The sequence below is a fragment of the Neisseria sp. HMSC061H08 genome (assembly GCF_001836795.1).
Classification (GTDB): Bacteria; Pseudomonadota; Gammaproteobacteria; order Burkholderiales; family Neisseriaceae; genus Neisseria; species Neisseria subflava_A.
Genome location: NZ_KV830575.1, coordinates 264,114 through 286,058 on the forward strand (window position 1 = coordinate 264,114; position 21,945 = coordinate 286,058).

Below are 21,945 nucleotides of genomic sequence, written 5' to 3' on the forward strand. Positions count from 1 at the left end.
GAGGCTTTTTTCATTTAATTAGCGCTACTATTGCCTATGCCTGTGCGGCATCCAATGCCTGCGCCAAGTCAACAAGCAAATCGTCGATATGCTCGATACCCACGCTCAGGCGTACCATGTCGGGGCTGACGCCTGCTGCGGCGAGTTCTGCATCGTTAAGCTGACGGTGGGTCGTTGTAGCGGGATGGGTAGCCAGCGATTTGGCATCGCCGATATTCACCAAACGCAGGAAGAGTTGCAGTGCGTCAATGAACTTCGCGCCGGCTTCACGGCCGCCTTTAATACCAAAACTCAGCAAACCTGAGGCTTTTCCGCCGTAGTCGCGGTCAATCAAGGTTTTATACGGACTGTCGGGCAGTGCAGGATAGTTCACCCATTCGACCTGCGGATGTTTCTTTAAGAATTCGGCTACTTTCAAGGCGTTTTCGCAATGACGTTCCATACGCAGGGCAAGGGTTTCCAAACCTTGAAGCAGTAAAAATGCGCTGTGCGGAGACAGGGCGGCACCGGTGTTACGCAATGGAACGACACGGGCACGGGCGATATAGGCTGCCGCACCAAAATGTTCGCAGTAGTTTATGCCGTGGTAAGACGGATCAGGCTGATTGAAGGTTTTTGCAAAACGCGGATTGCCTGCCCATTGGAATTTACCGCCGTCGATAATGGCACCGCCAATCGTTGTGCCATGGCCGCCGATGTATTTGGTCAGGGATTGGATAACGATGTCGGCGCCGTGCTCGATTGGGCGGAACAACGTGGGCGTAGCGACGGTGTTGTCCACCATCAGTGGCAGCCCTTTAGCGTGTGCGGCTTGGGCGAATGCTGGAATATCGACGACATTGATGGCGGGATTGCCGATAGATTCGCAATACACCAGTTTGGTGCGGCTGTCGGTATTGGCAGCAATTTCTTCGGGTTTGGCCGGATCGATAAAGCGTACTTCTATGCCTTGGCGCGGCAGGCTGTGGGCAAAGAAATTGTATGTGCCGCCGTAGAGGGTTTTGGTTGCAATGATGTTGTCGCCTGCTTCAACCAAGGTTTGAACGGCATAGGTAATTGCAGCCATACCGCTGGCGACAGCCAATGCGGCGATACCGCCTTCCAAACGGGCAACGCGTTCTTCCAAAACGGCAGTGGTCGGATTCATGATACGGGTGTAGATATTGCCCGCTACATCAAGGTTGAACAAGTCTGCGCCGTGTTGCGTGTTGTCGAAAGTGTAGGAAGTGGTTTGGTAAATAGGGACGGCAGCGGATTTGGTAGTCGGTTCGGATTGATAGCCTGCATGCAGGGCAATGGTTTCCCGTTTCATTTAAATATCCTTGTAGCGATTAAATAATGATAAATGGAGGCCAGTAGTAACGGATTTGAAGGGCAAACTTTACATAACGGAAAAAGTCCAGGATGCAGCAGCATACGGCCTTTCCTACAAGAAAGCTTACCATGAGCGACATGCAACTGACCCAAGAAGAACGATACCACATTCAAGACCTGTCCTGCCACCACACCATCATCGAATGACACCCCATCACAATACCGTTTACCGCGACCTTCTCTAAGATAAAAGCAACGGCGGTACTCTGTGGCAATATCTCGAAATATGCAGCAAACCCTACCGCAAACGATACGGCGGCACACAGACCTGAAGCAAAATGCACAATTGCGTCGGCATAGGAAAAGCCCAGCATGGTTGAGAGAAAATTCCGCATTGGTGATGGGTAGGCTGATGCCATTGACGGCAAAGATTAGAAAAGCGGAGACCTTCGCAAAGGTCCCCCAAGTCTCTAAACGTCTGGGTAGGACTTTAGGGATTTGGGGGAATTTTCAAAGGTATTAGGCCGTCTGAAACTACGCCATAGAAAGTTTCAGACGGCCTTTACGGGATTCTTTGGATTTGAAAATAAAAAAAGACTTGAATCATCAAGTCTCTCATTTCATTTTTCATTAGATAAAAAAATATCAAGAATGGCGGAAGCGGTGAGATTCGAACTCACGGAGGGCTATCAACCCTCGACGGTTTTCAAGACCGTTGCATTAAACCGCTCTGCCACGCTTCCGTTCTTGAAGCCGTAATATTAATGGAACTTACGGCCTTTGCCAAGTGATATTTTAGGGAAAATATCTAGTATTTTGTTTTTATTTAGATTGTTCTTCACGCATGAATACCCATTCGGCTTCGTTTGAAGCTGCTTCATTGAATGAATATCCCTCGTAGTCGAAATTTTTGAGCATTTCAGGCTCGGTAATGCCGTGTTCTGCCGCGTAGCGTACCATCAAACCGCGCGCACGTTTGGCGTAGAAGCTGATGATTTTGTATTTGCCGTTTTTCTCGTCTTTAAAAATCGGCGTAATCAGGCGTGCGTTGAGTTTTTTGGTGTTGACGGATTTGAAATATTCTTGTGAGGCGAGGTTGATTAAAACGTCGCTGCCGGCCTGCTTCAGTGTTTGGTTGAGCAGGTCGGTAATTTTATCGCCCCAAAATTCGTAGAGGTTTTTACCGCGCGAGTTGGCAAAGGCCGTGCCCATTTCCAAGCGATAGGGCTGCATCAAGTCGAGCGGGCGCAGTACGCCGTATAGGCCGGAGAGCAGGCGGACGTGTTGTTGCAGGTAGTCGATTTGCTCCGGCTTGAGCGTATCGGCTGCGATGCCTTCATAGACGTCGCCGTTGAACATAAATACGGCCTGCTTGGCGTTTTCAGGTGTAAACGGCGTGTGCCATACGGCATTGCGTTCGGCGTTGAGCAGAGCGATTTTGTCGGAAACGTGCATCAGCTCGGCGATTTGTTGGGGGGCAAGCTGGCGCAATTCCTGCATCAGGATTTCCGCTTCGGGCAGAAGGTCGGGCTGGGTAAAGCTGTTGACGGGGGAGGGGTCTTTTTCGTTGAGGTTTTTGGCTGGGGATAAGACAAAAAACATAATAATTTCGGCTTTGAAATGAATAATGTGTGGGATTGTAGGTTTAAAATCGAGGAAGAACAAGACGGGCTAAACGCATTAATTGAATGCTTTTATTGAAACGTATTTCTGTTGAAAGTAAAATTCGAAGCTTCCACCTGTTTCTGACATTTCTATTTGAGGAGAATATCATGTCTAAAACCATTATCCATACCGACAAAGCCCCTGCCGCAATTGGCGCATACAGCCAAGCAGTCCGCGCAGGCGATACGGTTTATATGAGCGGTCAGATTCCTTTGGATCCGGCCACGATGACTGTGGTTGGTAATGGCGACTTCCGTGCCGAAGCAGTGCAAGTATTTAAAAACCTGCAAGCCGTAGCCGAAGCGGCCGGCGGTTCTTTAAACGATATCGTCAAACTCAATGCTTATTTGACCGATTTGGCCAACTTTGCCGTGTTTAATGAAGTGATGGCTGAATTTATCGAGCAACCTTTCCCTGCGCGCGCGGCAGTTGGCGTGGCCAGCCTGCCTAAAGGCGTTCAGGTTGAAGCGGAAGCGGTATTGGTTTTAAACGCATAATTGATGTTTCAGACGGCCTGGGCTGGGCTTGAGGCCGTCTGAAAAGAATAACAACGGAAAACAATAATAATGGCACATTACGCAATCGGAGACATTCAAGGCTGTTTTGACGAGCTGACTTTGCTGCTTGCCAAAATCGGCTTTAATCATGGTACGGACACCCTTTGGCTGGTCGGCGATATTGTCAATCGCGGTCCGAAGTCATTGGAAACCCTGAAATTTGCCAAAGAGCACGACAGCAGTGTGCAAATGGTTTTGGGCAATCATGATTTACATCTTTTAGCCGTCGGTTGCGGTGAAGGAACGCTCAAGCGCAGCGATACGGTTGAGCCGATTTTGACCCATCCCGAGAGTCAATCCCTATTGGACTGGCTGCGTCATCAACCGCTTTTGGTGCGCGGCAACAGGCATGTGATGGTGCATGCCGGTATTTTGCCGCAATGGTCGGTTGATAAGGCCGAAAGCCTTGCCCGTGAAGCCGAGGCTGAATTGCAAGGTAAAAAATACAGAAAATTTTTTGGCAAAATGTACGGCAACAAGCCGACTGCATGGACGGATGATTTGACCGGCTATGAGCGCCTACGCATGATTATTAATGTCTTTACCCGTATGCGTGCGCTGACGTACAAAGGCGAATTGGATTACGAATATAAATCCACTTTGAAGAAAATGCCGCTTTACCTGCGCCCTTGGTTTAAAGCGCCTGATAGGCAGAATTTGGATTATATTACCGTGTTCGGGCATTGGTCGTCGTTGGGCTACGTTAATACAGACCAAGTAATTGCTTTGGACACCGGCGCGTTGTGGGGCGGAGAGCTGACAGCGGTCAATTTGGATACCAACGAAGTGATACAGGTACCGTCTTTGGGCGGATTGGACTGGAAAATGGCATTAAAATAGTTTGGATAAGATGAAAGGCCGTCTGAAATGTTTCAGACGGCCTTTTTGTATTGGTTAATCCAAAGAAGGCAGGAGTTTGTCTGGATTCATGATGCCGTAAGGGTCAAGCTGATTTTTGATGGCATGCATCAGAGCAAGTTCGGCTTGTGTGCGCACTCGGGGCAGCCAATGTTTTTTGATGATGCCTACGCCGTGTTCGGCGGCAATCGTGCCGTGGCAGGTAAGGATGTTTTCATAAACAATGGTATTGACGTCATCTTCGTATTGGTAGGCTTCGTTGCTCAATATGTTGGGCAGGAATGTATTGTAATGCAGGCTGCCGTCGCCTAAATGTCCGAAGCAGACAATTTGTATGCCGGGAAAGCGGGTTTCCAGGGCAGGGGCGCATTGGCGGACAAAGGCGGCTACTTGGGCGATAGGGACGGCGATGTCGTGTTTGATGCTGGTGCCGAGTTTTCGTTGGGAAGCGGAAATATTTTCACGCAAGGTCCATAAGTCGGAGCGCTCTTGCTCGGATTGCGCCAAGATGCTGTTTTCCCATCCGTTTTGATAGAGAAATTCGGCAAGCTTTTCATCCAGTCCGGCATCGGGAACGGAATCTGCAAGTTCAATCAAAATATGCCATTCCGCATCGGCAGGCTTTTTGAGTTGGCTGAATTCCGAAGATAAATCGAGGGCAAAGCGGCTGATCAGCTCGAAGCTGGTCAAGCGCTCGGCAAAATGGCCTTGTACCGCAGTCAAAAGCGAGACGGCGGATTCAATATCGTCTAAACCTACCCATGCGGTTGCTTTGGTTTTGGGCTGGGCAAAGAGTTTGAGTGTGGCGGCGGTAATGATGCCCAATGTTCCTTCGCTGCCGATAAAAAGATGGCGCAAGTCGTAGCCGGTTGTGTTTTTGTGCAGGGGCTGAAGGTGGGAAACCAGTTCGCCGTTTGGTAAAACGACTTCCAAACCCAATACCAAATCACGCATGCTGCCGTAACGCAAGACATTTAAACCGCCGGCATTACAGGCGATATTGCCGCCGATTTGGCAAGAGCCTTCGCTGGCAAGGCTGAGTGGAAACAGTCGTCCGGCTTCGTCTGCTGCCTTTTGAGCGTTCTGTAAAATCACACCGGCCTCAACCGTCATGCTGTTGTCGGCAAGGTTGATATCGCGGATGCGGTTGAGCTTGGAGAGATTGAGCAATACGCCCTCGGTGGTTACCGTTGCGCCGCATAATCCGGTATTGCCACCCTGCGGGGTGACGCGGATGCGGTTTTCAAAACAGAAACGCATGATTTTCTGCACGCTTTCGACAGAATTCGGCTGTAAGACAATATCCGGCGAAGAAACAAAGCGGCGGCGTTGGTCGTTTAACAAGGCCGGAGTGGCTTCGATGATTTCAGAGGCGGAAAGAAACTCAGCAAAACGGTCGTGAAGGTGCATGGCAGTCAGGCGGACAAGTTGGAAAGGGGAGTATGAAGAATGTAAAAAAGCAGGATACGCAATGGTATCCTGCTTTTCTTATATTCAAAAGAATATTATTTAGCAGCTTCAGAAGCGGCAGAAGCAGCGGCTTCAGCAGCAGATGCAGCAGCTTCAGTAGCAGAAGCAGCGGCTTCAGTAGCAGATGCAGCGGCTTCAGTAGCAGCAGCTTCGGTAGCTTCAGCAGCAGAAGCAGCGGCTTCAGAAGCAGCAGATGCGGCAGAAGCAGCAGTTTCAGCAGCTTTATCAGCACCGCCACAAGCGGCCAAAGCTAAAGACAACAAAGCAGCAGCGAACAGAGATTTTTTCATTTTTGAGGACCTTTTTTTAAATCGATTTAAACTAAAAATAGCCGTCAAACGGCCTATACAGTAGAAATTCATTGCTGAATTTTCGTTATTATGCCCCACGGGGTTGGTCAATGCAACGTTGCTTAACCGTTTGCATACTAAAATCAATACAAAATTAGCGAAAATAATGTAAATCAGGAGGGCAGGTAAAAAATCATCTAAAAATATTCATAATTAATGAAAATTTTAAAAATCATTTGTATTCAATGGCTTGATTATTTTTAACTGTTGTCGGTTTTAAGGGTTTGGAATGATTTTGCGTTTGGGGAATTTTTTGTAATTTAGCAACTTTGTGTTGTGAAAAAGCAACTTTTATGGATTGGAATCATTCAATTTTATTTTTTATATGGACTTTTTCGGTTTTGTTGTGTTCGCCAAAAGTATTTGTTTAAGGTAAACCGATTGTTTAGTTACAGCTGTGATAGAATAGCCTGAACCTGACTTTTAAATATTGATTAAGGACTACATGATGTCTATTGTTAAAAATTCCGTAGTTTCCCTGCATTATGAAATGTACGATGCAAACAACCAGTTGTTGGACAAAACCGAAGAGCCGATTGCTTACCTGCATGGCGGTTATGACGGTATTTTCCCTTTGGTGGAAGAAGCGTTGCACGGCAAAAATGTAGGTGATACCGTTGAAGTGGCTTTGTCGCCTGATGATGCTTTCGGCGAGCAAGATCCTGAGCTGGTACGCATTGAAGATGTCAGCGTGTTCCCTGTTGAAGTCGAAGTCGGCATGATGTTTGAAGCCGATGATCCGGAAACAGGCGATGTATTGATTTATCGTGTAACCGATGTTGCCGACGGCAAAGCCGTGGTGGACGGTAACCATCCTTTGGCCGGTATGAAAGTATTGTTCAAAGCGACTGTTGAGGGTGTGCGCGATGCGACCGAGGAAGAAATTGCCCACGGTCACGTACACGGTCCGCACGGTCATCACCATCACTAATCAGGCTTAACGCATGATAAAGGCCGTCTGAAAAGGAATGAAATCCTCCTTTTCAGACGGCCTTTAAGTTTTTACAAGACAGATAAATAGGAAATTTTGGCTCAGGTCAAATCAAGCGGGGAAATATGGGGTTTGTTTGAGACTACAATGAATTACATATCACGGTGCGGCAGAATCTGTATTAAGATTCAGATATTGGTAAAACAGGCAGAATACAATGAGTGAAACATTGGAGCAGCAGGCGGTACAGGCCGGTATTGATTTAGGTTACCACGACATCAACGGCACTTATCATGTGACCAAAACGGAAGTTTTGGAATCGATTGTCGCTGTTTTGGATAAAAGCAAACCGGATTCAGACGGCCTTTATTTGAATACGATGGTTGCGCATGAAAACGGCGAAGAATCTTTACAGATGCCGCCTGAATTCCATGGCGCGGAAGCGGTCGTATTGATTGATGAAGCAGATAAATGTCAGACCTTGACTTTATATCCGGGCGACAACGATACGCTTTGGATTAAGCTGCCCCAACTGGCTTGCGGTTATTACACTTTGTCGGCCGAGACCGGCGGCAAATGTTGCCTTGTACGCCTGATTGTTGCGCCTGAATCGGTTTATCAGCCTAAACTGCTTGCCAATGGCGGACGGATGAATGGTTTGACCATGCATTTGTACAGCCTGCGTTCTGAGCGCAACTGGGGCATAGGCGACTTTACCGATTTGCTGAACCTGATGAAATACGCGGCGGAGAAAAAGCTGGATTTTGTCGGTATCAACCCTTTGCACGCTTTGTTTACCAGTAAGCCCGCCTTTGCCAGCCCGTATAGTCCTTCTTCGCGCGAATGGCTCAATCCGATTTACTTGGATATCGAAAAAGTCGGTGCGTTTACTTATAACGAGCAACTGAAAAATTGGCTGGCACAACCGAAAATCCGTCAGCGCATTGCCGCTTTGCGTGTTACGGAAACAGTGACTTATACAGCGGTTTGGGCATGCAAGCGTGATGCGCTGCATATGGCGTTTAACGCGTTTGAACAGGATACTTGCGAGGCTGCGGTAAATGAACGCGCTGCATTTGAAGCGTTTGTATTAGAAAAAGGCAAAGCTTTGCAGGGCTTCGGTTTGTTTGAGGCTTTGGACCAGTATTACAGCCGTCCCGGACAAGTGGGTTGGCAGTCATGGCCGTCTGAATTTCATCAGCCTGATGGCGAAGCGGTAGAAAAATTCGCACGCAGCCATGAACGTGAAATCCGTTTTTATATGTGGCTACAATGGCTTTGTGCGGAGCAGTTGCGCGAAGTCAACCAAGCCGCTGCCGAATACGGTGTCAAACTCGGCATTTACGGCGATTTGGCAGTCGGCGTGGCGCGCGGCAGCGCGGATACTTGGTTAAACCGCCAAGATTATTGTATGGATTTGTCAGTCGGCGCGCCGCCCGATCCTTTGGGGCCAACAGGGCAGAATTGGGATTTGCCGCCGCTTAATCCGTTGATGTTGAAGCATACGGGCTATGAAAAATTTGCCCATCTGTTGCGCGAAAACATGCGTCTGTATGGCGTATTGCGGATCGACCATGTAATGGCATTGTGTCGTTTGTGGTGGGTGTTAAACGGTAAAATGGCGGATTTCGGCGCGTATGTGCATTACGATGCCGAAGTGATGTTTGCTATTTTGGCGTTGGAAAGCCGGCGCAACCGTTGCGTCATTATCGGCGAAGATTTGGGGACAGTACCTGACGAAGCCCGCCATCTGCTCAACCGCTATCAGGTGTTCTCGTACAAAGTCATGTATTTCAGCAAGGGTTGGAACGGTTTCCAATTGCCGGAAGAATACCCTGAGCAGGCGATTACGGTCATCAGTACCCACGATGTTGCGCCCTTGGCAGGCTATTGGACAGGCAAAGATTTGGATACGATGTTCAAACTCGGTACTTTGCCTGATGCAGCCGCTTTTCAGACGGCCTTGGACGAGCGCGAACACGATAAAGCCGATTTGCTGGATAAATTGAAAGAAACCGGTTGTCTGGGTGCAGACGTACAAATGCCGGCAAAAGCCGATGAAACCTTGCTGGCGGCTTTGCATAAATACGGCGCATTGAGCCGCAGCAAACTTTACGCCGTACAGCTGGAAAACCTGCTGGGCGTCATTGACAATCTGAATGTCCCGGGTGTAACCGAAGGCTATCCGAACTGGGCGCAAAAAATGCCGGTTTCTTTGGAAGATTTCCTACAACACCGCCTCATGGGCGGCCAACTTGCCATTATTGACGAGGTACGCATGAAAACAAACAGCCAAATCAAGACTTATCATGAACTTGACCAAATCGAGCGCGATACGGTCGAAAGCCTGTTTCTTGCCACCCATAGCGATGTGTTCGCTTATCTGGGACGACACCGCCTTGCAGAGGGCGATGAAGTAGTACGCGTTTTGATTCCCGGCGCAGTAAGCGTGGATATCGTGAACCGCCGCAGCGGCGAAGTCATCGTGCCGTCTGAAAAAATTGATGAACGCGGTTTCTTTGTGGCTGTCTTGCCCGATGATGCGCCCGATTACGCTTTGCGTATCCGTTACACCGAAGACACCGAGCCTGTGATTGAAGAAGACCCTTATCATTTCAGCTCTGCGTTGCAAGACATGGATTCCTGGCTGTTGGCCGAAGGCAAACACCTGCGTCCTTATGAGACTTTAGGCGCGCATTTTGCCGAGTTGGACGGCGTGAAGGGCGTACGTTTTGCCGTCTGGGCGCCCAATGCGCAACGCGTTTCCGTTATCGGCGAGTTCAACAACTGGGACGGCCGCCGCCATGTGATGCGTTTCCACCGCGACAACGGCATTTGGGACATCTTCATTCCTGCCGTCAAACTCAACGCCCTCTACAAATTTGAAATCCGCGATGCCAACGGTAATGTACGTGAAAAAGCCGACCCATATGCTTTCGGTGCGGAACTGCGTCCAACCACGGCATCTATCGTGCGCGGTTTGCCTGACGAAGTGGAAGAACCGGCCTTCCGCGCCCGTGCCAACGCTATTGATGCGCCGATCAGCATTTATGAAGTACATTTGGGTTCGTGGAAGCGCAATCCGGAAAACAATTTCTGGCTGACTTACGAAGAGCTCGCCAAAGAGCTGGTGGCATACATCAAAGACATGGGTTTTACCCATATCGAGTTCCTGCCTGTTTCCGAATATCCGTTTGACGGCTCATGGGGCTATCAAGCAACCGGCTTGTATGCGCCGACCAGCCGTTTCGGTTCGCCGGAAGAATTGCGCGCATTGATTAAAGCCGCGCACGACGAGGGCATCAGCGTTATCCTCGACTGGGTGGTCGGACACTTTCCGACCGATGATCACGGCCTGGCCAAGTTTGATGGCACCGCGCTGTATGAACATGCCGATCCGCGCGAAGGCTACCATCAAGACTGGAATACCCTGATTTACAACTTCGGCAGAAATGAAGTGAAAAACTTCCTGCAAGGCAACGCCCTGTATTGGATAGAACGTTTCGGCTTCGACGGTATCCGCGTTGACGCGGTTGCTTCGATGATTTACCGCAACTACTCACGCAAAGACGGCGAGTGGATTCCGAACCAATACGGCGGCCATGAAAACCTTGAAGCCATCGCTTTCCTGCGCGATACCAACACCATGTTGAAAGAGGAAGTTCCGGCTGCGACCGAAATTGCCGAAGAATCCACATCATTTGCCAATGTGACCCGCCAAGAAGGTTTGAACTTCAGCTTCAAATGGAATATGGGCTGGATGAACGATACCTTGCGTTACATGATGGAAGATCCCATCAACCGCAAATATCACCACAACAAAATGACCTTCGGCATGATGTACCAGTACAGCGAAAACTTTGTTCTGCCGCTTTCACACGATGAAGTCGTACACGGCAAACGCTCGCTGCTCGGACGGATGCCCGGCGACTGCTGGCAGCAATTTGCCAACCTGCGCGCCTACTACGGCTTTATGTACGGCTTCCCCGGCAAAAAACTTTTGTTCATGGGCAGCGAGTTTGCACAAGGCCGAGAGTGGAACTACAACGAAGGATTGGATTGGTTCTTGCTGGAGCAAGAGGGCGGTTGGCACAAAGGCGTACAAGACTTCGTGCGCGAGTTGAACCATATCTATAAAGACACCGCGCCACTTTACCAGCTTGACCAATGGCCGAAAGGCTTTGAGTGGCTGGTCGCTGACGACGGCAACAATTCTGTTTTCGTCTTCGAACGCCGCGACCGCGAAGGCAACCGCGTTATCGTCATCAGCAACTTCACGCCAGTGGTGCGTGAAGGTTACCGCTTCGGTGTGAATTCTGCCGGTGAATACCGCGAAATCCTCAATTCAGACGACCTGCATTACAAAGGCAGCGGCGTTTCTGCCGGCGCAACGGTGGAGACAGAAGAAGTTTGGTCGCATGGTAAACCAAATTCCTTGTCTGTTACCGTGCCGCCGTTGGCAACCGTTTACCTGTATCAGGCGGCAGTCAAAGACGAAGCGTAAATCAACTTTGAGGGTGGGCATCATGCCTGCCTAATCAGCTGAAAATTAAAAGATAGTGATATCAATATGACTCAAGGCCGTCTGAAAGATTTTCAGACGGCCTTATATTGGACACGAAAACAAATAAACACCAAGGAATCATTCTATGACTGCCAAATCATGGCATATCGAGGAAGGCAAGCCTTATCCCATGGGCGCGACCCTGACAAGCAAGGGCGCGAATTTCACCTTGTTTTCCATCAATGCCGAAAAGGTCGAATTGTGTCTGTTTGATAAGGATAAAGAAACCCGTTTGGAGATGCCTTCGCGGCGCGGTTCGGTATTTTACGGATTTGTGCCGGACGTTAAGGCAGGGCAGCGATACGGTTTTCGTGTGTATGGACGTGAAAACGCAGAGTACGGCTCATGTTTTAATCCCAACAAATTACTGATTGACCCGTATTCCAAAAAAATTGACGGCAAACCAAGCTACCGTACCGCCGAAGAAATGGCATGGTTTAGGCCGGAAGATGAACGCGACAATGCCGCTGTTGCACCGAAAAGCGTCGTGATCGGACGCAGCCGATTTAATTGGGCCAAAGATTGCCGTCCGGAAATACCGTGGGGCAAAACCGTTATTTATGAAGCCCATGTCAAAGGGTTTACCAAGCAGTTTCCCGATTTGAAGTACGCAGGCACTTATAAGGCCTTGAGTGATAAACGGGTTTTGGCTTATTTGCAAGAGTTGGGAGTGACGACGGTCGAGCTGCTGCCAATTCATTATCATTTGGACGAATACCATCTTCAGCAGATGGGTTTGAGCAATTATTGGGGCTACAACACTTACTCCCATTTTGCCGTTGAGCCGTCTTATGCCGATAATCCCGAGCGTGCGGCGGCGGAGTTTAAACAGGCGGTCAAAGCCCTGCATCAGGCGGGTTTGGAAGTGATTTTGGATGTCGTGTACAACCACACGGCAGAGCAGGACGACAAAGGCCCGATGCTGTGTCAGCGCGGTATCGACAACACTTTATGGTATTGGCACACCTCTTACGGCAGCTATGAAAACTGGTCAGGTTGCGGCAATACGCTCAATATTGTCCGGCGCGATGTTACCCGTTGGGCGGCAGACAGCCTGCGCTATTGGGCCGAAGAGTTTCATGTCGACGGTTTCCGTTTCGACTTGGGAACCGTATTGGGACGCGAACCCGATTTCCAATCGTATGGCCGTTTTTTCCAAGTTTTGTATCAAGACCCGGTTTTGGCCGGTTTGAAGCTGATTGTCGAAGCATGGGACATCGGCGAGGGCGGTTATCACTTGGGCAATTTCCCGCAACCTTTTGCCGAATGGAACGGCCGTTTCCGCGATGATATGCGCGCGTTTTGGTCTTGGGAAAGCGGCAATTTGGGTGCATTTGCCGAACGCTTGGCCGGGTCGTCCGATATTTTCAACCACAGTGGCCGCCATCCTTCCGCCAGCATCAATTTCATCACCGCGCATGACGGCTTCACTTTGCGCGATTTGGTCAGCTATAACGAAAAACACAACGAAGCCAACGGCGAAAACAACCGCGACGGGCATAATGAAAACATCAGCTACAACCACGGCGTAGAAGGCGAAACCGATGATGAAGAGGTGTTGCTCAACCGCGAATACACCTCCAAAGCGCTGCTTGCCTCCTTGTTTTTATCCAACGGTACACCCATGCTTTTGGCCGGCGATGAGTTCGGCAACAGTCAGCAAGGCAACAACAACAGCTACTGCCAAGATAATCCGATTACATGGTTGGATTGGCAAAATGAGCCTTATGAGTTGCAAAATTACACTCAAGCGCTGATACGCGTACGCAGCCGAATCAAGCTGCTGACAGATGATTGCTGGTGGGAAAAAGAGCGTGTGCAATGGCTCAATGCTGACGGCAGCCCGATGACCGAATATTGTTGGCACAACAGGGGCAGCAAGGCGATTCAGGTTGTTTTGGACGATGAATGGCTGCTGTTGGTCAATGCCAAACGTAGTCGTCAGTTATTTAACCTGCCTCAAGGCAACTGGGAAATTTCTTGCGTACCATCTGAGAAATTTAATTACGAAGAGGCTGGAAAATGTGTTGTCGAACACATGGGGATTTTGGTTTTACATAAAACGAATTAAATGAAAACCAAGCCGTTATATTGTTAACTCTTTGATATTTCGTCTGTATCCGTTGGGCCGAAGCTTGCATGGCATAAATGGAAATGCCGATGAGATGATGAGTGGTTTAATTTGTAATTAAATGTTTTATAAAGAAAAAATAATACGGAGTGGAATATTTCAGTTATAATCCGTATCAAACCTGAAACAAACCTACCTATAAATTTTTCAGACGGCATTTATACTTCTTCAGGCCGTCTGAAAACTGAATAACGTTGTTTCTATAAACCATCAGGCGCGTTGTCCAAGTGCCTTAAATGAAAGAAAGGCTTCCATGGCTAAGCAAAAACTCCCCATCTCCGGCTACGATTACGTTATGCCCAAACCGGATGCAGAAACCATCCGCAAGTCCATTGTTTACAAGTTGATTTTCATCTTGGGCGTCGATCCTAAAGAAGCAACTTCACACCAATGGCTCAACGCCGCCATGCTTGCCGCGCGTGATCTGATTGCGGAAGATTTCCTCAAAACACGCCGCGCCCACATCGACAACAGCAAACGCATGGTTTATTACCTGTCTATGGAATTCCTGCTCGGCCGTTCGTTTGTCAACGCGCTGATTAACGAAGGCGTTTACGCCGAATTTGAAGAAGCCTTCAAGCAACTGGGTAAAGAATTTGCCGATGTCTGCGAACAAGAAGAAGATCCAGGTTTGGGTAACGGCGGTTTAGGCCGTCTGGCCGCCTGCTTCCTCGACTCTTTGGCAACTCTGCGCATTCCGGCCATGGGCTACGGTATCCGTTACCAATACGGTATGTTCAAACAAGAAATCGTGGATGGCCAACAAGTTGAAAAACCCGATTTGTGGCTCGACCAAGATTTGGCATGGCAGTTTGCCCGTCCGAACAAACAATATTCCGTCCGTTTCGGCGGTCACGTGTTGAACTTGGGCGACAAAAAAGAATGGCAGCCGAGCGAAGAAATTTCCGCCTGGGCATACGATGAAATCATTCCTGGCTATGGCGGCGAATGTGCCAACCCATTGCGCTTGTGGACTGCGCACGCAGGCAACCTGTTTGACCTTGCCGACTTCAACCGAGGCGACTATGCCTCTGCCGTTCGCGCACAAAACAGCGACGAAAACATCTCACGCGTTCTGTATCCGAACGACTCTACCGAATCCGGCCGCGAATTGCGCTTGAAACAAGAATACTTCTTGGTTTCCGCTTCCGTTCAAGACATCGTTGCCCGTCACAAATGCCGTTTCCCAAGTATCCGCACTTTGGCCGACGAAGTCGCCATCCACTTAAACGACACCCATCCGGTGCTCGCTATTCCAGAATTGATGCGCATCCTGATTGATGAAGAGGGCATTGCATGGACTGAAGCATGGAATATGTGCTGTAAGATTTTCTCTTACACCAACCACACATTGATGAGCGAAGCCTTGGAAACTTGGCAGGTTGACCTGATGGGCCGTCTGCTGCCGCGCCACTTGGACATCATCTTTGAAATCAACGCCTACTTCCTCAATGCCTTACGCGCTATCGGCAACTTCGACGACGACTTTGTCCGCCGCGTATCCATCATTGACGAAACCCACGGTCGTCGCGTCCGCATGGCATGGCTTGCCGTAATCGGTTCGCACAAAGTCAACGGCGTGGCAAAAATCCACTCTGATTTGATGACCACATCCATCTTTGCCGACTTTGCCAAAATATTCCCGGAACGCTTTACCAACGTAACCAACGGCGTAACCCCACGCCGCTGGATCAACATCGCCAACCCGGGTTTGACCAAATTCTTGGACAAACATCTGGGCGACGAAGACTGGCGTCTGCATTTGGACAACCTGACCAAGCTCAACGACAAAGTGGACGATGCCTCCGTACAGGCAGAATTCGGCGAAGTGAAAAAAGCCGCCAAAGAGCGCCTTGCCAAATACATCGAAAACGAGCTGGGCATCAAGGTTAATACCGATGCATTTTTCGACATCCAAATCAAACGTATCCACGAGTACAAACGTCAAGCATTGAACGTGATGCACATTGTCGACCGCTACAACAAAATCTTGGAAAACCCGGATTTCGACTGGCAGCCGCGCGTGTTCATCTTTGCCGGTAAAGCTGCTTCCGCTTATTACATGGCGAAGAAAATCATCCGACTGATTAACGACGTTGCCAAAGTCATCAACAACGACCCCCGTATCCGCGACCTGATTAAAGTTGTTTACATCCCGAACTACAGCGTCAGCCTTGCCCAAATCATCATTCCTGCCGCTGATTTGCACGAACAAATCTCACTGGCAGGTACAGAAGCATCCGGTACCAGCAACATGAAATTCGCCCTCAACGGCGCAATCTGTATGGGCACACTGGACGGCGCGAACGTTGAGATTTTGGAAAAAGTCGGCGCGGACAACTGCTATATCTTTGGTAACACCGTAGAACAAGTCGAAGAAATCCGCCGCAACGGTTATGACCCGTTGAGCTATATCGAGCGAGACAGCGACCTGCGCCGCGTCGTCAACCAAATCAGCCAAGGCACTTTCTCTCCGGAAGAGCCAAACCGCTACAACGACGTGTTGCAACCATACGGCGACTTCTATCAACTGATGGCCGATTTCCGCAGCTACATCGACACGCAATACAAAGCGGACGAACACTACCGCAACGTATCCGCATGGCGCAAATCAGCCTTGATCAACATCGCCAACATGGGCTTCTTCTCATCCGACCGCTCCATCGCCGACTACTGCCGCGATATTTGGTACATCAAACCATTGAGCGAAAAAGAACTGCCTGGCAAAAATTAAGCGTTGGGCAGATAGCGAAAGCCGATACATCGGAAAGGTGTATCGGCTTTTTTACATTCGCTGTTTTTGAATTGGATAACAAACTTAAAAGGCCGTCTGAAAACTTTCAGACGGCCTTTTGTTTCATTTGCTTTGAGAATCAATCAAGCAAGATTATTTTTCAGCTTCTTCAAAGCCGACGACTTCGAGGCCGAAGCCGGTAAGGCCGGTGAAGGATGAAGGCTGGCCGAGGACGCGCAGTTTTTTGACGTTGAGGCCGGCGAGGATTTGTGCGCCTATGCCGTAGCTTTTACTGTCCCATTTGTAGGCTTGGTTGGCACCTTTGGGCAGGGTGCGGTCGAGCAGGGTGGCGCCGTCTTCGGTACGGTGCAGGAGGATGACTACGCCGCTTTCGGCTTGTTGGATGCGCTCAAGGGCTTTGGGCAATGACCAGGAATGGCGCGGGTTGGCTTGGATGAAGTCCATGACGCTGAAGGGTTCGTGGACGCGGACAAGGGTTTCTTCGTCGGCGGTTGGTGTGCCTTTGACGAGGGCGAGGTGGGTTTCGCCGGAGAGTTTGTCGACGTAAACGTGTTGTTGGAACTCGCCCCACGGGGTTTGTACGGGTGCGTTGCCCATGTCTTCAAGCAGGCTTTCGGTACGGCTGCGGTATTCGATGAGGTCGGTAATGGTGCCGATTTTGAGATTGTGTTCTTCGGCGAACTTCATCAGTTCGGGCATACGCGCCATGGTGCCGTCGTCGTTGATGATTTCGCAGATGACGGCGGCGGGAATCAGGCCGTTCATTTGTGCCAGGTCAACGCCGGCTTCTGTGTGTCCGGCGCGGACGAGTACGCCGCCTTTTTGGGCGCGCAGTGGGAAGATGTGGCCGGGTTGGACGATGTCTTCGGGTTTGGCGGATGGGGAAACGGCAGTTTGAATGGTCAGGGCGCGGTCGGCGGCGGAAATGCCGGTGGTAATGCCGTGTGCGGCTTCGATGGAGACGGTAAAGTTGGTGCCGTATTGTGCGCCATTTTTCTGGGTCATCATGGGCAGGCTGAGTTTTTCGACCATTTCGCCGTCCATCGGCAGGCAGACCAGGCCGCGTGCGTTTTTGATCATGAAGTTGATGGCTTCGGGGGTAACGAATTGGGCGGCCATCAGCAAGTCGCCTTCGTTTTCGCGGTCTTCGGCATCGGTGATGATGACCATTTTGCCGGCTTTGATGTCTGCTAGGATTTCGGGGATGGTGGAGATGTGGGACATGGTATTTCTTTCTTGGCTGATGGTGGGGGCGTGGCGGTCTTGGTGGTCTTGATCCAGCCACATGTCGGGCATATTGGCTGCCTGCTCGATTTTTCGGGCTTTTTTCTCGCCGAAAGATTTGTTTTTCAGCAGGGCGGACAGCTCGCCTTGGTTGATGGCGATGGCTTGGGCAAACTTGGTCTGCTGGCCGTTGTGGTGTTGTGTTATCCATTGCCGCAGGTTGTGGCGGCGCAGGGCGGGGGTATTCATGATGAGATGAAATTGAATTGTGTGTAATGGATTGTAGTCTTGTCTTTACCAAAAGGCAAACTTTGTTTGTTGAGATTTTTTATTACTTTTTGGTAATGAAATTTATTGTTTCAGACGGCCTGGGTATGGCTTGAAATTGACGGTTTTGGGAGAATATGGGGAATGTTTTGATGATTATTTTAACGGGGGATGTTTGAAATGAAAATGTTTGGGCGCGGATTGGTCGTGCTGGTGTTGTGTGCGCTGACGGCTGCGGGCGGCTGGTTTTATGCCCTGCATGGTCAGAACGAAGAACATCAGGTTTTGTCCCGTGAGGGGGTTTTGATGCAGATTAAGCAGATGAACCGCTTGGAAAGTACGGCATTTTATATCGATACGATTATCCGTACGGAGAAAAAAGGGGATTGGCGCAGGCTGTGGCAGGATTCGCAAAGCGGTATTTTTATTGTGCGCGGCAAGGTATTGGCTGGTTTGGATTTGGACAAGTTAGGCGCGGACAATGTCAATATTGTCGATGACAAGGTATTGATCAGTCTGCCGGCGGTGGAAATCTTGAGCGTGGATTTGGAAAATATCGAAGTGTACGATATTCAGACCGGCTCGTTTAATTTGCTGCCTATGGATAAGTCGGTATTTAAGACGGTGCAGGAAGAGGCGAAACGGCAGGTATTGCAAAGCGCGTGTAAGGCTGAGATTTTGGAACATGCCAACCGTCAGGCGCAAATGCAGTTGGAAAACCTGTTTGCATTGACTCAGACGAAGGTGTCCGTCTATCCGGCTGCGGTAGGGAAATGCGGTTAAATAGATTGCTTGAAAAGATAAGGCCGTCTGAAAAATTCTCAGACGGCCTTTGTTTCTTATAGCCATTAACCGCGGCGTAAAACGGCGGTATTGATGTATTTTTGAATACCGGTGGCAATGGCTTGGGCGCATTGTTGGCGGAAGGATTCGCTGCCGAGCAGCCGCTCTTCGGTAGGGTTGGAGAGGAAAGCGGTTTCCACCAAAATGGACGGAACATCCGGCGCGCGGAGTACAGAGAAGTTGGCCTCGTCAACGCGGCCTTTGTGTAATTGGTTGAGTTTGCCCAATTCGGTCAAGACGGAATGGCCGAGCTTGCGGCTGTCGCGCAGGGTCGCGGTTTGGGTCATGTCCAAAATGGCGTTGTCGACATTGGAGTTGCCGCTGGTTTGTACGCCGCCGATGGCGTCGGCGTTGTTTTGGGTTTGGGCAAGGAATTTTGCCGCCGAGCTGGTTGCGCCTTTGGTATTGAGCATATATACGCCGGTACCGCGAGCGGACGGGCTGGTAAAGGCATCGGCGTGGATGGATACGAATACGTCGGCATTGCGCGCACGGCCTTTGGCAACGCGTACGCCCAATGGGATAAAGATGTCTTCGTTGCGCGTCATGAATACGTTGTAACCCAAGGCTTCGAGGCGTTTTTTGGTTTCGCGTGCGATGGAGAGTACGACGTTTTTCTCTTTGAGGCCGCTCGGGCCGATTGCGCCGGGGTCTTCGCCGCCATGACCGGGATCGATCATAATCACGGGACGACGGTTGCCGCCGCTGCTGCGATTACTTTTAGGGGCAGGGGTGTCGTATGCGATATTGGTATTTTGACGTTGTTTGGGGACATTGCCGTTGAGTAAGGCCATCATCGGGTCGTTGGCATCTGCGCCGTGCGGATAGAGGTCGATAACCCAAGCGGTTTCTGAAGTTACCGACGGGTGCGAGCGCAAAGACTTGCGGATGGGTGCTTTGTTTGAGGTCGATAACGATACGCACGGTGCTGGGTGTATTTTGACCGGCACGAATGCTGCGGATAAAAGGGTCGTTAGACAGCACTTTGCTGGAAATGCCTTGCAGGACGCTGTTGATTTCCGCACCTTGAATATCCACGACCAACCGGTTGGGGTTATCCAACATAAAATGTTGGTATTTCATCGAGTGGTTGCTCTCAAGGGTAACGCGTGTGTAGGCGTTCGCCGGCCAAATGCGGACGGCAAGGAATTGCGCAGGAGAGGCCGGTTTGGCCAATGCGGCACCAACGGGCGTGAGGGTGAGAAATAGTCCTGTGCCTTGACGGAGAATGTGTCTTCTAGTTAATTTGACCATGATTCTAAACTTTTTCGGCCTTGGTTTGTGTGGGCGGAAAAGGTGCAGGTTCTGCCCTTATCGGTGTACGTCAATGTAATAGTAATGTCTGCCGGAGGCGTGAATTCCCCACCTTGTTGCGGCCATTCGATGAGGCAGATGCTGTCGGGCGCAAACAATTCGTCCAAACCGGCATCTTCCCATTCCTCGGGCATGGTAAAGCGGTAGAGGTCGAAATGGTGGAGGGTGAATGTATCCAGCGGATAAGATTCGACAATGGTGTAAGTCGGGCTTTTGACTGCTCCCGTATGCCTCAGTCCGCGCAAAATCCCGCGTGTCAGCGTGGTTTTGCCTGCACCCAGCCCGCCTTCAAGATAGATGGTCAGCGGAGCGGAAAGCTGTTTGCCCCATTCTTCACCCAGTTTCAGGGTTGCTTCTTCATCGGGCAGAAAACGGGTGTACAGTCCGTTTGAGTGCATGGAATAGGCCTTGTCGTTCAAAAGGCTTAATTATGATGGAATTGGCGGCGTTTGCAAACCTGATAGACGATAAAGTTAGATAAAGATAGTGTTGAGGCCGTCTGAAAACGGAATTCAGACGGCCTTTAATGTTAAAATCAAAATATCCCCCATAAAATTGCGAGACAGCTTATGCCTTTATCCATAGACGAACAATTATTGCCACACCGCAATGCCATCGACAGCATCGATGCGGAAATCCTCCGTTTGCTCAACGAGCGCGCCGGTCATGCGCATGCTATCGGCGAATTGAAAGGGACAGGCGCGGTGTACCGTCCTGAACGGGAAGTGGCCGTTTTGCGCCGGATTCAGGATTTAAACCGTGGCCCTTTGCCGGACGAATCGGTCACCCGGCTGTTTCGCGAGATTATGAGCGAATGTTTGGCGGTAGAGCGTCCGTTGACGATTGCCTATTTGGGCCCGAAGGGGACATTTACCCAGCAAGCTGCCATCAAACATTTCGGACACGCCGCACACACCATGGCGTGTACCACCATCGACAACTGCTTCAAACAAGTTGAAACGCGCCAAGCCGATTATTTGGTGGCGCCTGTGGAAAACTCGACAGAAGGTTCGGTGGGTCGTACTTTGGACTTGCTGGCTGTAACTGCTTTAAAAGCCTGCGGCGAAGTGGTTGTCCGCATTCATCACAACCTGCTGCGTAAAGACAGCCACGAAATCGGTGGCATTACCAAAGTTTTCGCCCATGCTCAAGCCTTGGCGCAGTGCAACGACTGGCTCGGCCGCAACCTACCCAATGCAGAACGTATCGCCGTAGCCAGCAATGCAGAAGCAGCGCGTTTGGTTGCAGAATCAGACAGCCCGAATGTGGCCGCCATTGCCGGACGTATTGCCGCGGAAATTTATCAGTTGAGCTTTGCCGCCGAGTGTGTCGAAGACGAACCGAACAACACCACGCGCTTCTTGGTGATGGGTCATCAAGAAACCGGCCGCAGCGGCAATGACAAAACCTCTTTGGTCGTCTCCGCACCCAACCGTGCCGGTGCCGTTACTTCGTTGTTGCAACCTTTCACCGAGTTGGGCATTTCCATGACCAAATTTGAAAGCCGCCCAAGCAAATCGGTTTTGTGGGAATACCTGTTCTTCATCGATATCGAAGGACATCAAAGCGATGAAAATGTCCAAAAAGCCTTGCAGCTTTTGGGCGAACGCGCTTCCTTCGTGAAAGTTGTCGGCTCTTATCCGACCGTTGTTTTGTAAGGATTATTGGGTATCGAAGGCCGTCTGAAAAGTTTTCAGACGGC

General features: G+C 50.1%; 14 protein-coding genes, 1 tRNA gene and 2 pseudogenes. 9 read left to right on the forward strand and 8 right to left on the reverse strand.

The features are described from left to right. Positions 1-34: 34 nt before the first annotated feature. Entirely contained in the window at positions 35-1,312 is a 1,278-nt protein-coding gene (locus tag HMPREF2675_RS06355; protein WP_070814437.1) for an O-acetylhomoserine aminocarboxypropyltransferase/cysteine synthase family protein, read from the reverse strand. A 196-nt stretch (positions 1,313-1,508) separates the two neighbouring features. On the opposite strand from HMPREF2675_RS06355, the pseudogene HMPREF2675_RS11575 reads away from it, so the two are divergent. Next, positions 1,509-1,719 (forward strand): annotated as a pseudogene (locus HMPREF2675_RS11575) (IS30 family transposase); the annotation flags it as partial. A 247-nt stretch (positions 1,720-1,966) separates the two neighbouring features. On the opposite strand, the gene HMPREF2675_RS06365 reads toward HMPREF2675_RS11575, so the two are convergent. Continuing rightward, positions 1,967-2,057 (reverse strand) — tRNA-Ser (locus HMPREF2675_RS06365). A 79-nt stretch (positions 2,058-2,136) separates the two neighbouring features. Continuing rightward, positions 2,137-2,916 (reverse strand): peroxide stress protein YaaA, encoded by a 780-nt coding sequence (gene yaaA / locus HMPREF2675_RS06370; RefSeq protein ID WP_070814492.1) that lies wholly within the window; start codon positions 2,914-2,916, stop codon positions 2,137-2,139. A 170-nt stretch (positions 2,917-3,086) separates the two neighbouring features. Between yaaA and HMPREF2675_RS06375 the strand changes: the two genes are divergently transcribed. Both HMPREF2675_RS06375 and HMPREF2675_RS06380 read left to right on the forward strand, forming a co-directional pair. Beyond that, the gene (locus HMPREF2675_RS06375) at positions 3,087-3,476 is read left to right on the forward strand and encodes a RidA family protein (protein WP_003746001.1); all 390 of its coding nucleotides are present in this window, start codon (positions 3,087-3,089) and stop codon (positions 3,474-3,476) included. 69 nt (positions 3,477-3,545) lie between these two features. After that, positions 3,546-4,376 (forward strand): symmetrical bis(5'-nucleosyl)-tetraphosphatase, encoded by an 831-nt coding sequence (locus tag HMPREF2675_RS06380; RefSeq protein ID WP_070814439.1) that lies wholly within the window; start codon positions 3,546-3,548, stop codon positions 4,374-4,376. Positions 4,377-4,430: 54 nt separating this feature from the next. Here HMPREF2675_RS06380 and HMPREF2675_RS06385 read toward each other — a convergent pair whose 3' ends face one another. Beyond that, complete coding sequence (locus tag HMPREF2675_RS06385; protein WP_070814440.1) at positions 4,431-5,804, reverse strand: FAD-binding oxidoreductase; 1,374 nt, start codon at positions 5,802-5,804, stop codon at positions 4,431-4,433. A 95-nt stretch (positions 5,805-5,899) separates the two neighbouring features. Continuing rightward, positions 5,900-6,154, reverse strand: a complete 255-nt coding sequence (locus HMPREF2675_RS06390; RefSeq protein WP_070814441.1) for a hypothetical protein — start codon at positions 6,152-6,154, stop codon at positions 5,900-5,902. A gap of 508 nt (positions 6,155-6,662) precedes the next feature. Here HMPREF2675_RS06390 and HMPREF2675_RS06395 point away from each other — a divergent pair. From HMPREF2675_RS06395 to HMPREF2675_RS06410, 4 genes are all read left to right on the forward strand, one after another. After that, positions 6,663-7,145, forward strand: a complete 483-nt coding sequence (locus HMPREF2675_RS06395; RefSeq protein ID WP_003683125.1) for an FKBP-type peptidyl-prolyl cis-trans isomerase — start codon at positions 6,663-6,665, stop codon at positions 7,143-7,145. 217 nt (positions 7,146-7,362) lie between these two features. Then, entirely contained in the window at positions 7,363-11,649 is a 4,287-nt protein-coding gene (gene glgB, locus HMPREF2675_RS06400) for a 1,4-alpha-glucan branching protein GlgB (RefSeq protein ID WP_070814442.1), read from the forward strand. A gap of 145 nt (positions 11,650-11,794) precedes the next feature. Next, positions 11,795-13,780, forward strand: coding sequence for a glycogen debranching protein GlgX (gene glgX / locus HMPREF2675_RS06405; RefSeq protein ID WP_070814443.1), 1,986 nt, complete (start codon positions 11,795-11,797; stop codon positions 13,778-13,780). Positions 13,781-14,093: 313 nt separating this feature from the next. Beyond that, positions 14,094-16,574 carry a glycogen/starch/alpha-glucan phosphorylase gene (locus tag HMPREF2675_RS06410; RefSeq protein WP_070814444.1) on the forward strand — a complete coding sequence of 827 codons (2,481 nt, stop codon included), beginning with the start codon at positions 14,094-14,096 and terminating at the stop codon, positions 16,572-16,574. A gap of 153 nt (positions 16,575-16,727) precedes the next feature. Here the strand turns inward: HMPREF2675_RS06410 and ribBA are convergent, their stop codons facing one another. Further along, complete coding sequence (gene ribBA / locus HMPREF2675_RS06415) at positions 16,728-18,071, reverse strand: bifunctional 3,4-dihydroxy-2-butanone-4-phosphate synthase/GTP cyclohydrolase II (protein ID WP_210399851.1); 1,344 nt, start codon at positions 18,069-18,071, stop codon at positions 16,728-16,730. Between the two features lie 195 nt (positions 18,072-18,266). Here ribBA and HMPREF2675_RS06420 point away from each other — a divergent pair, with 195 nt between their 5' ends. Continuing rightward, entirely contained in the window at positions 18,267-18,869 is a 603-nt protein-coding gene (locus tag HMPREF2675_RS06420) for a DUF4230 domain-containing protein (RefSeq protein WP_070585800.1), read from the forward strand. A gap of 65 nt (positions 18,870-18,934) precedes the next feature. Here HMPREF2675_RS06420 and HMPREF2675_RS06425 read toward each other — a convergent pair. Together HMPREF2675_RS06425 and tsaE are read right to left on the reverse strand one after the other, a co-directional pair. Then, positions 18,935-20,183, reverse strand: a pseudogene (locus HMPREF2675_RS06425) (N-acetylmuramoyl-L-alanine amidase). Then, the gene (gene tsaE, locus HMPREF2675_RS06430) at positions 20,171-20,641 is read right to left on the reverse strand and encodes a tRNA (adenosine(37)-N6)-threonylcarbamoyltransferase complex ATPase subunit type 1 TsaE (RefSeq protein ID WP_070814446.1); all 471 of its coding nucleotides are present in this window, start codon (positions 20,639-20,641) and stop codon (positions 20,171-20,173) included. The pseudogene HMPREF2675_RS06425 and the gene tsaE overlap by 13 nt, the downstream one beginning before the upstream one ends. Before the next feature lie 171 nt (positions 20,642-20,812). Between tsaE and pheA the strand changes: the two genes are divergently transcribed. Beyond that, the gene (pheA, locus tag HMPREF2675_RS06435) at positions 20,813-21,901 is read left to right on the forward strand and encodes a prephenate dehydratase (RefSeq protein ID WP_070814447.1); all 1,089 of its coding nucleotides are present in this window, start codon (positions 20,813-20,815) and stop codon (positions 21,899-21,901) included. Positions 21,902-21,945: the final 44 nt, after the last annotated feature.

Coding starts and splice junctions, on each gene's coding strand:
- tsaE (WP_070814446.1), bottom strand. CDS start 20,641: ATGCACTCAAACGGACTGTACACCCGTTTTCTGCCCGATGAAGAAGCA.
- HMPREF2675_RS06355 (WP_070814437.1), bottom strand. CDS start 1,312: ATGAAACGGGAAACCATTGCCCTGCATGCAGGCTATCAATCCGAACCG.
- HMPREF2675_RS06390 (WP_070814441.1), bottom strand. CDS start 6,154: ATGAAAAAATCTCTGTTCGCTGCTGCTTTGTTGTCTTTAGCTTTGGCC.
- HMPREF2675_RS06385 (WP_070814440.1), bottom strand. CDS start 5,804: ATGCACCTTCACGACCGTTTTGCTGAGTTTCTTTCCGCCTCTGAAATC.
- HMPREF2675_RS06410 (WP_070814444.1), top strand. CDS start 14,094: ATGGCTAAGCAAAAACTCCCCATCTCCGGCTACGATTACGTTATGCCC.
- glgX (WP_070814443.1), top strand. CDS start 11,795: ATGACTGCCAAATCATGGCATATCGAGGAAGGCAAGCCTTATCCCATG.
- yaaA (WP_070814492.1), bottom strand. CDS start 2,916: ATGTTTTTTGTCTTATCCCCAGCCAAAAACCTCAACGAAAAAGACCCC.
- HMPREF2675_RS06375 (WP_003746001.1), top strand. CDS start 3,087: ATGTCTAAAACCATTATCCATACCGACAAAGCCCCTGCCGCAATTGGC.
- pheA (WP_070814447.1), top strand. CDS start 20,813: ATGCCTTTATCCATAGACGAACAATTATTGCCACACCGCAATGCCATC.
- HMPREF2675_RS06380 (WP_070814439.1), top strand. CDS start 3,546: ATGGCACATTACGCAATCGGAGACATTCAAGGCTGTTTTGACGAGCTG.
- glgB (WP_070814442.1), top strand. CDS start 7,363: ATGAGTGAAACATTGGAGCAGCAGGCGGTACAGGCCGGTATTGATTTA.
- HMPREF2675_RS06420 (WP_070585800.1), top strand. CDS start 18,267: ATGAAAATGTTTGGGCGCGGATTGGTCGTGCTGGTGTTGTGTGCGCTG.
- HMPREF2675_RS06395 (WP_003683125.1), top strand. CDS start 6,663: ATGTCTATTGTTAAAAATTCCGTAGTTTCCCTGCATTATGAAATGTAC.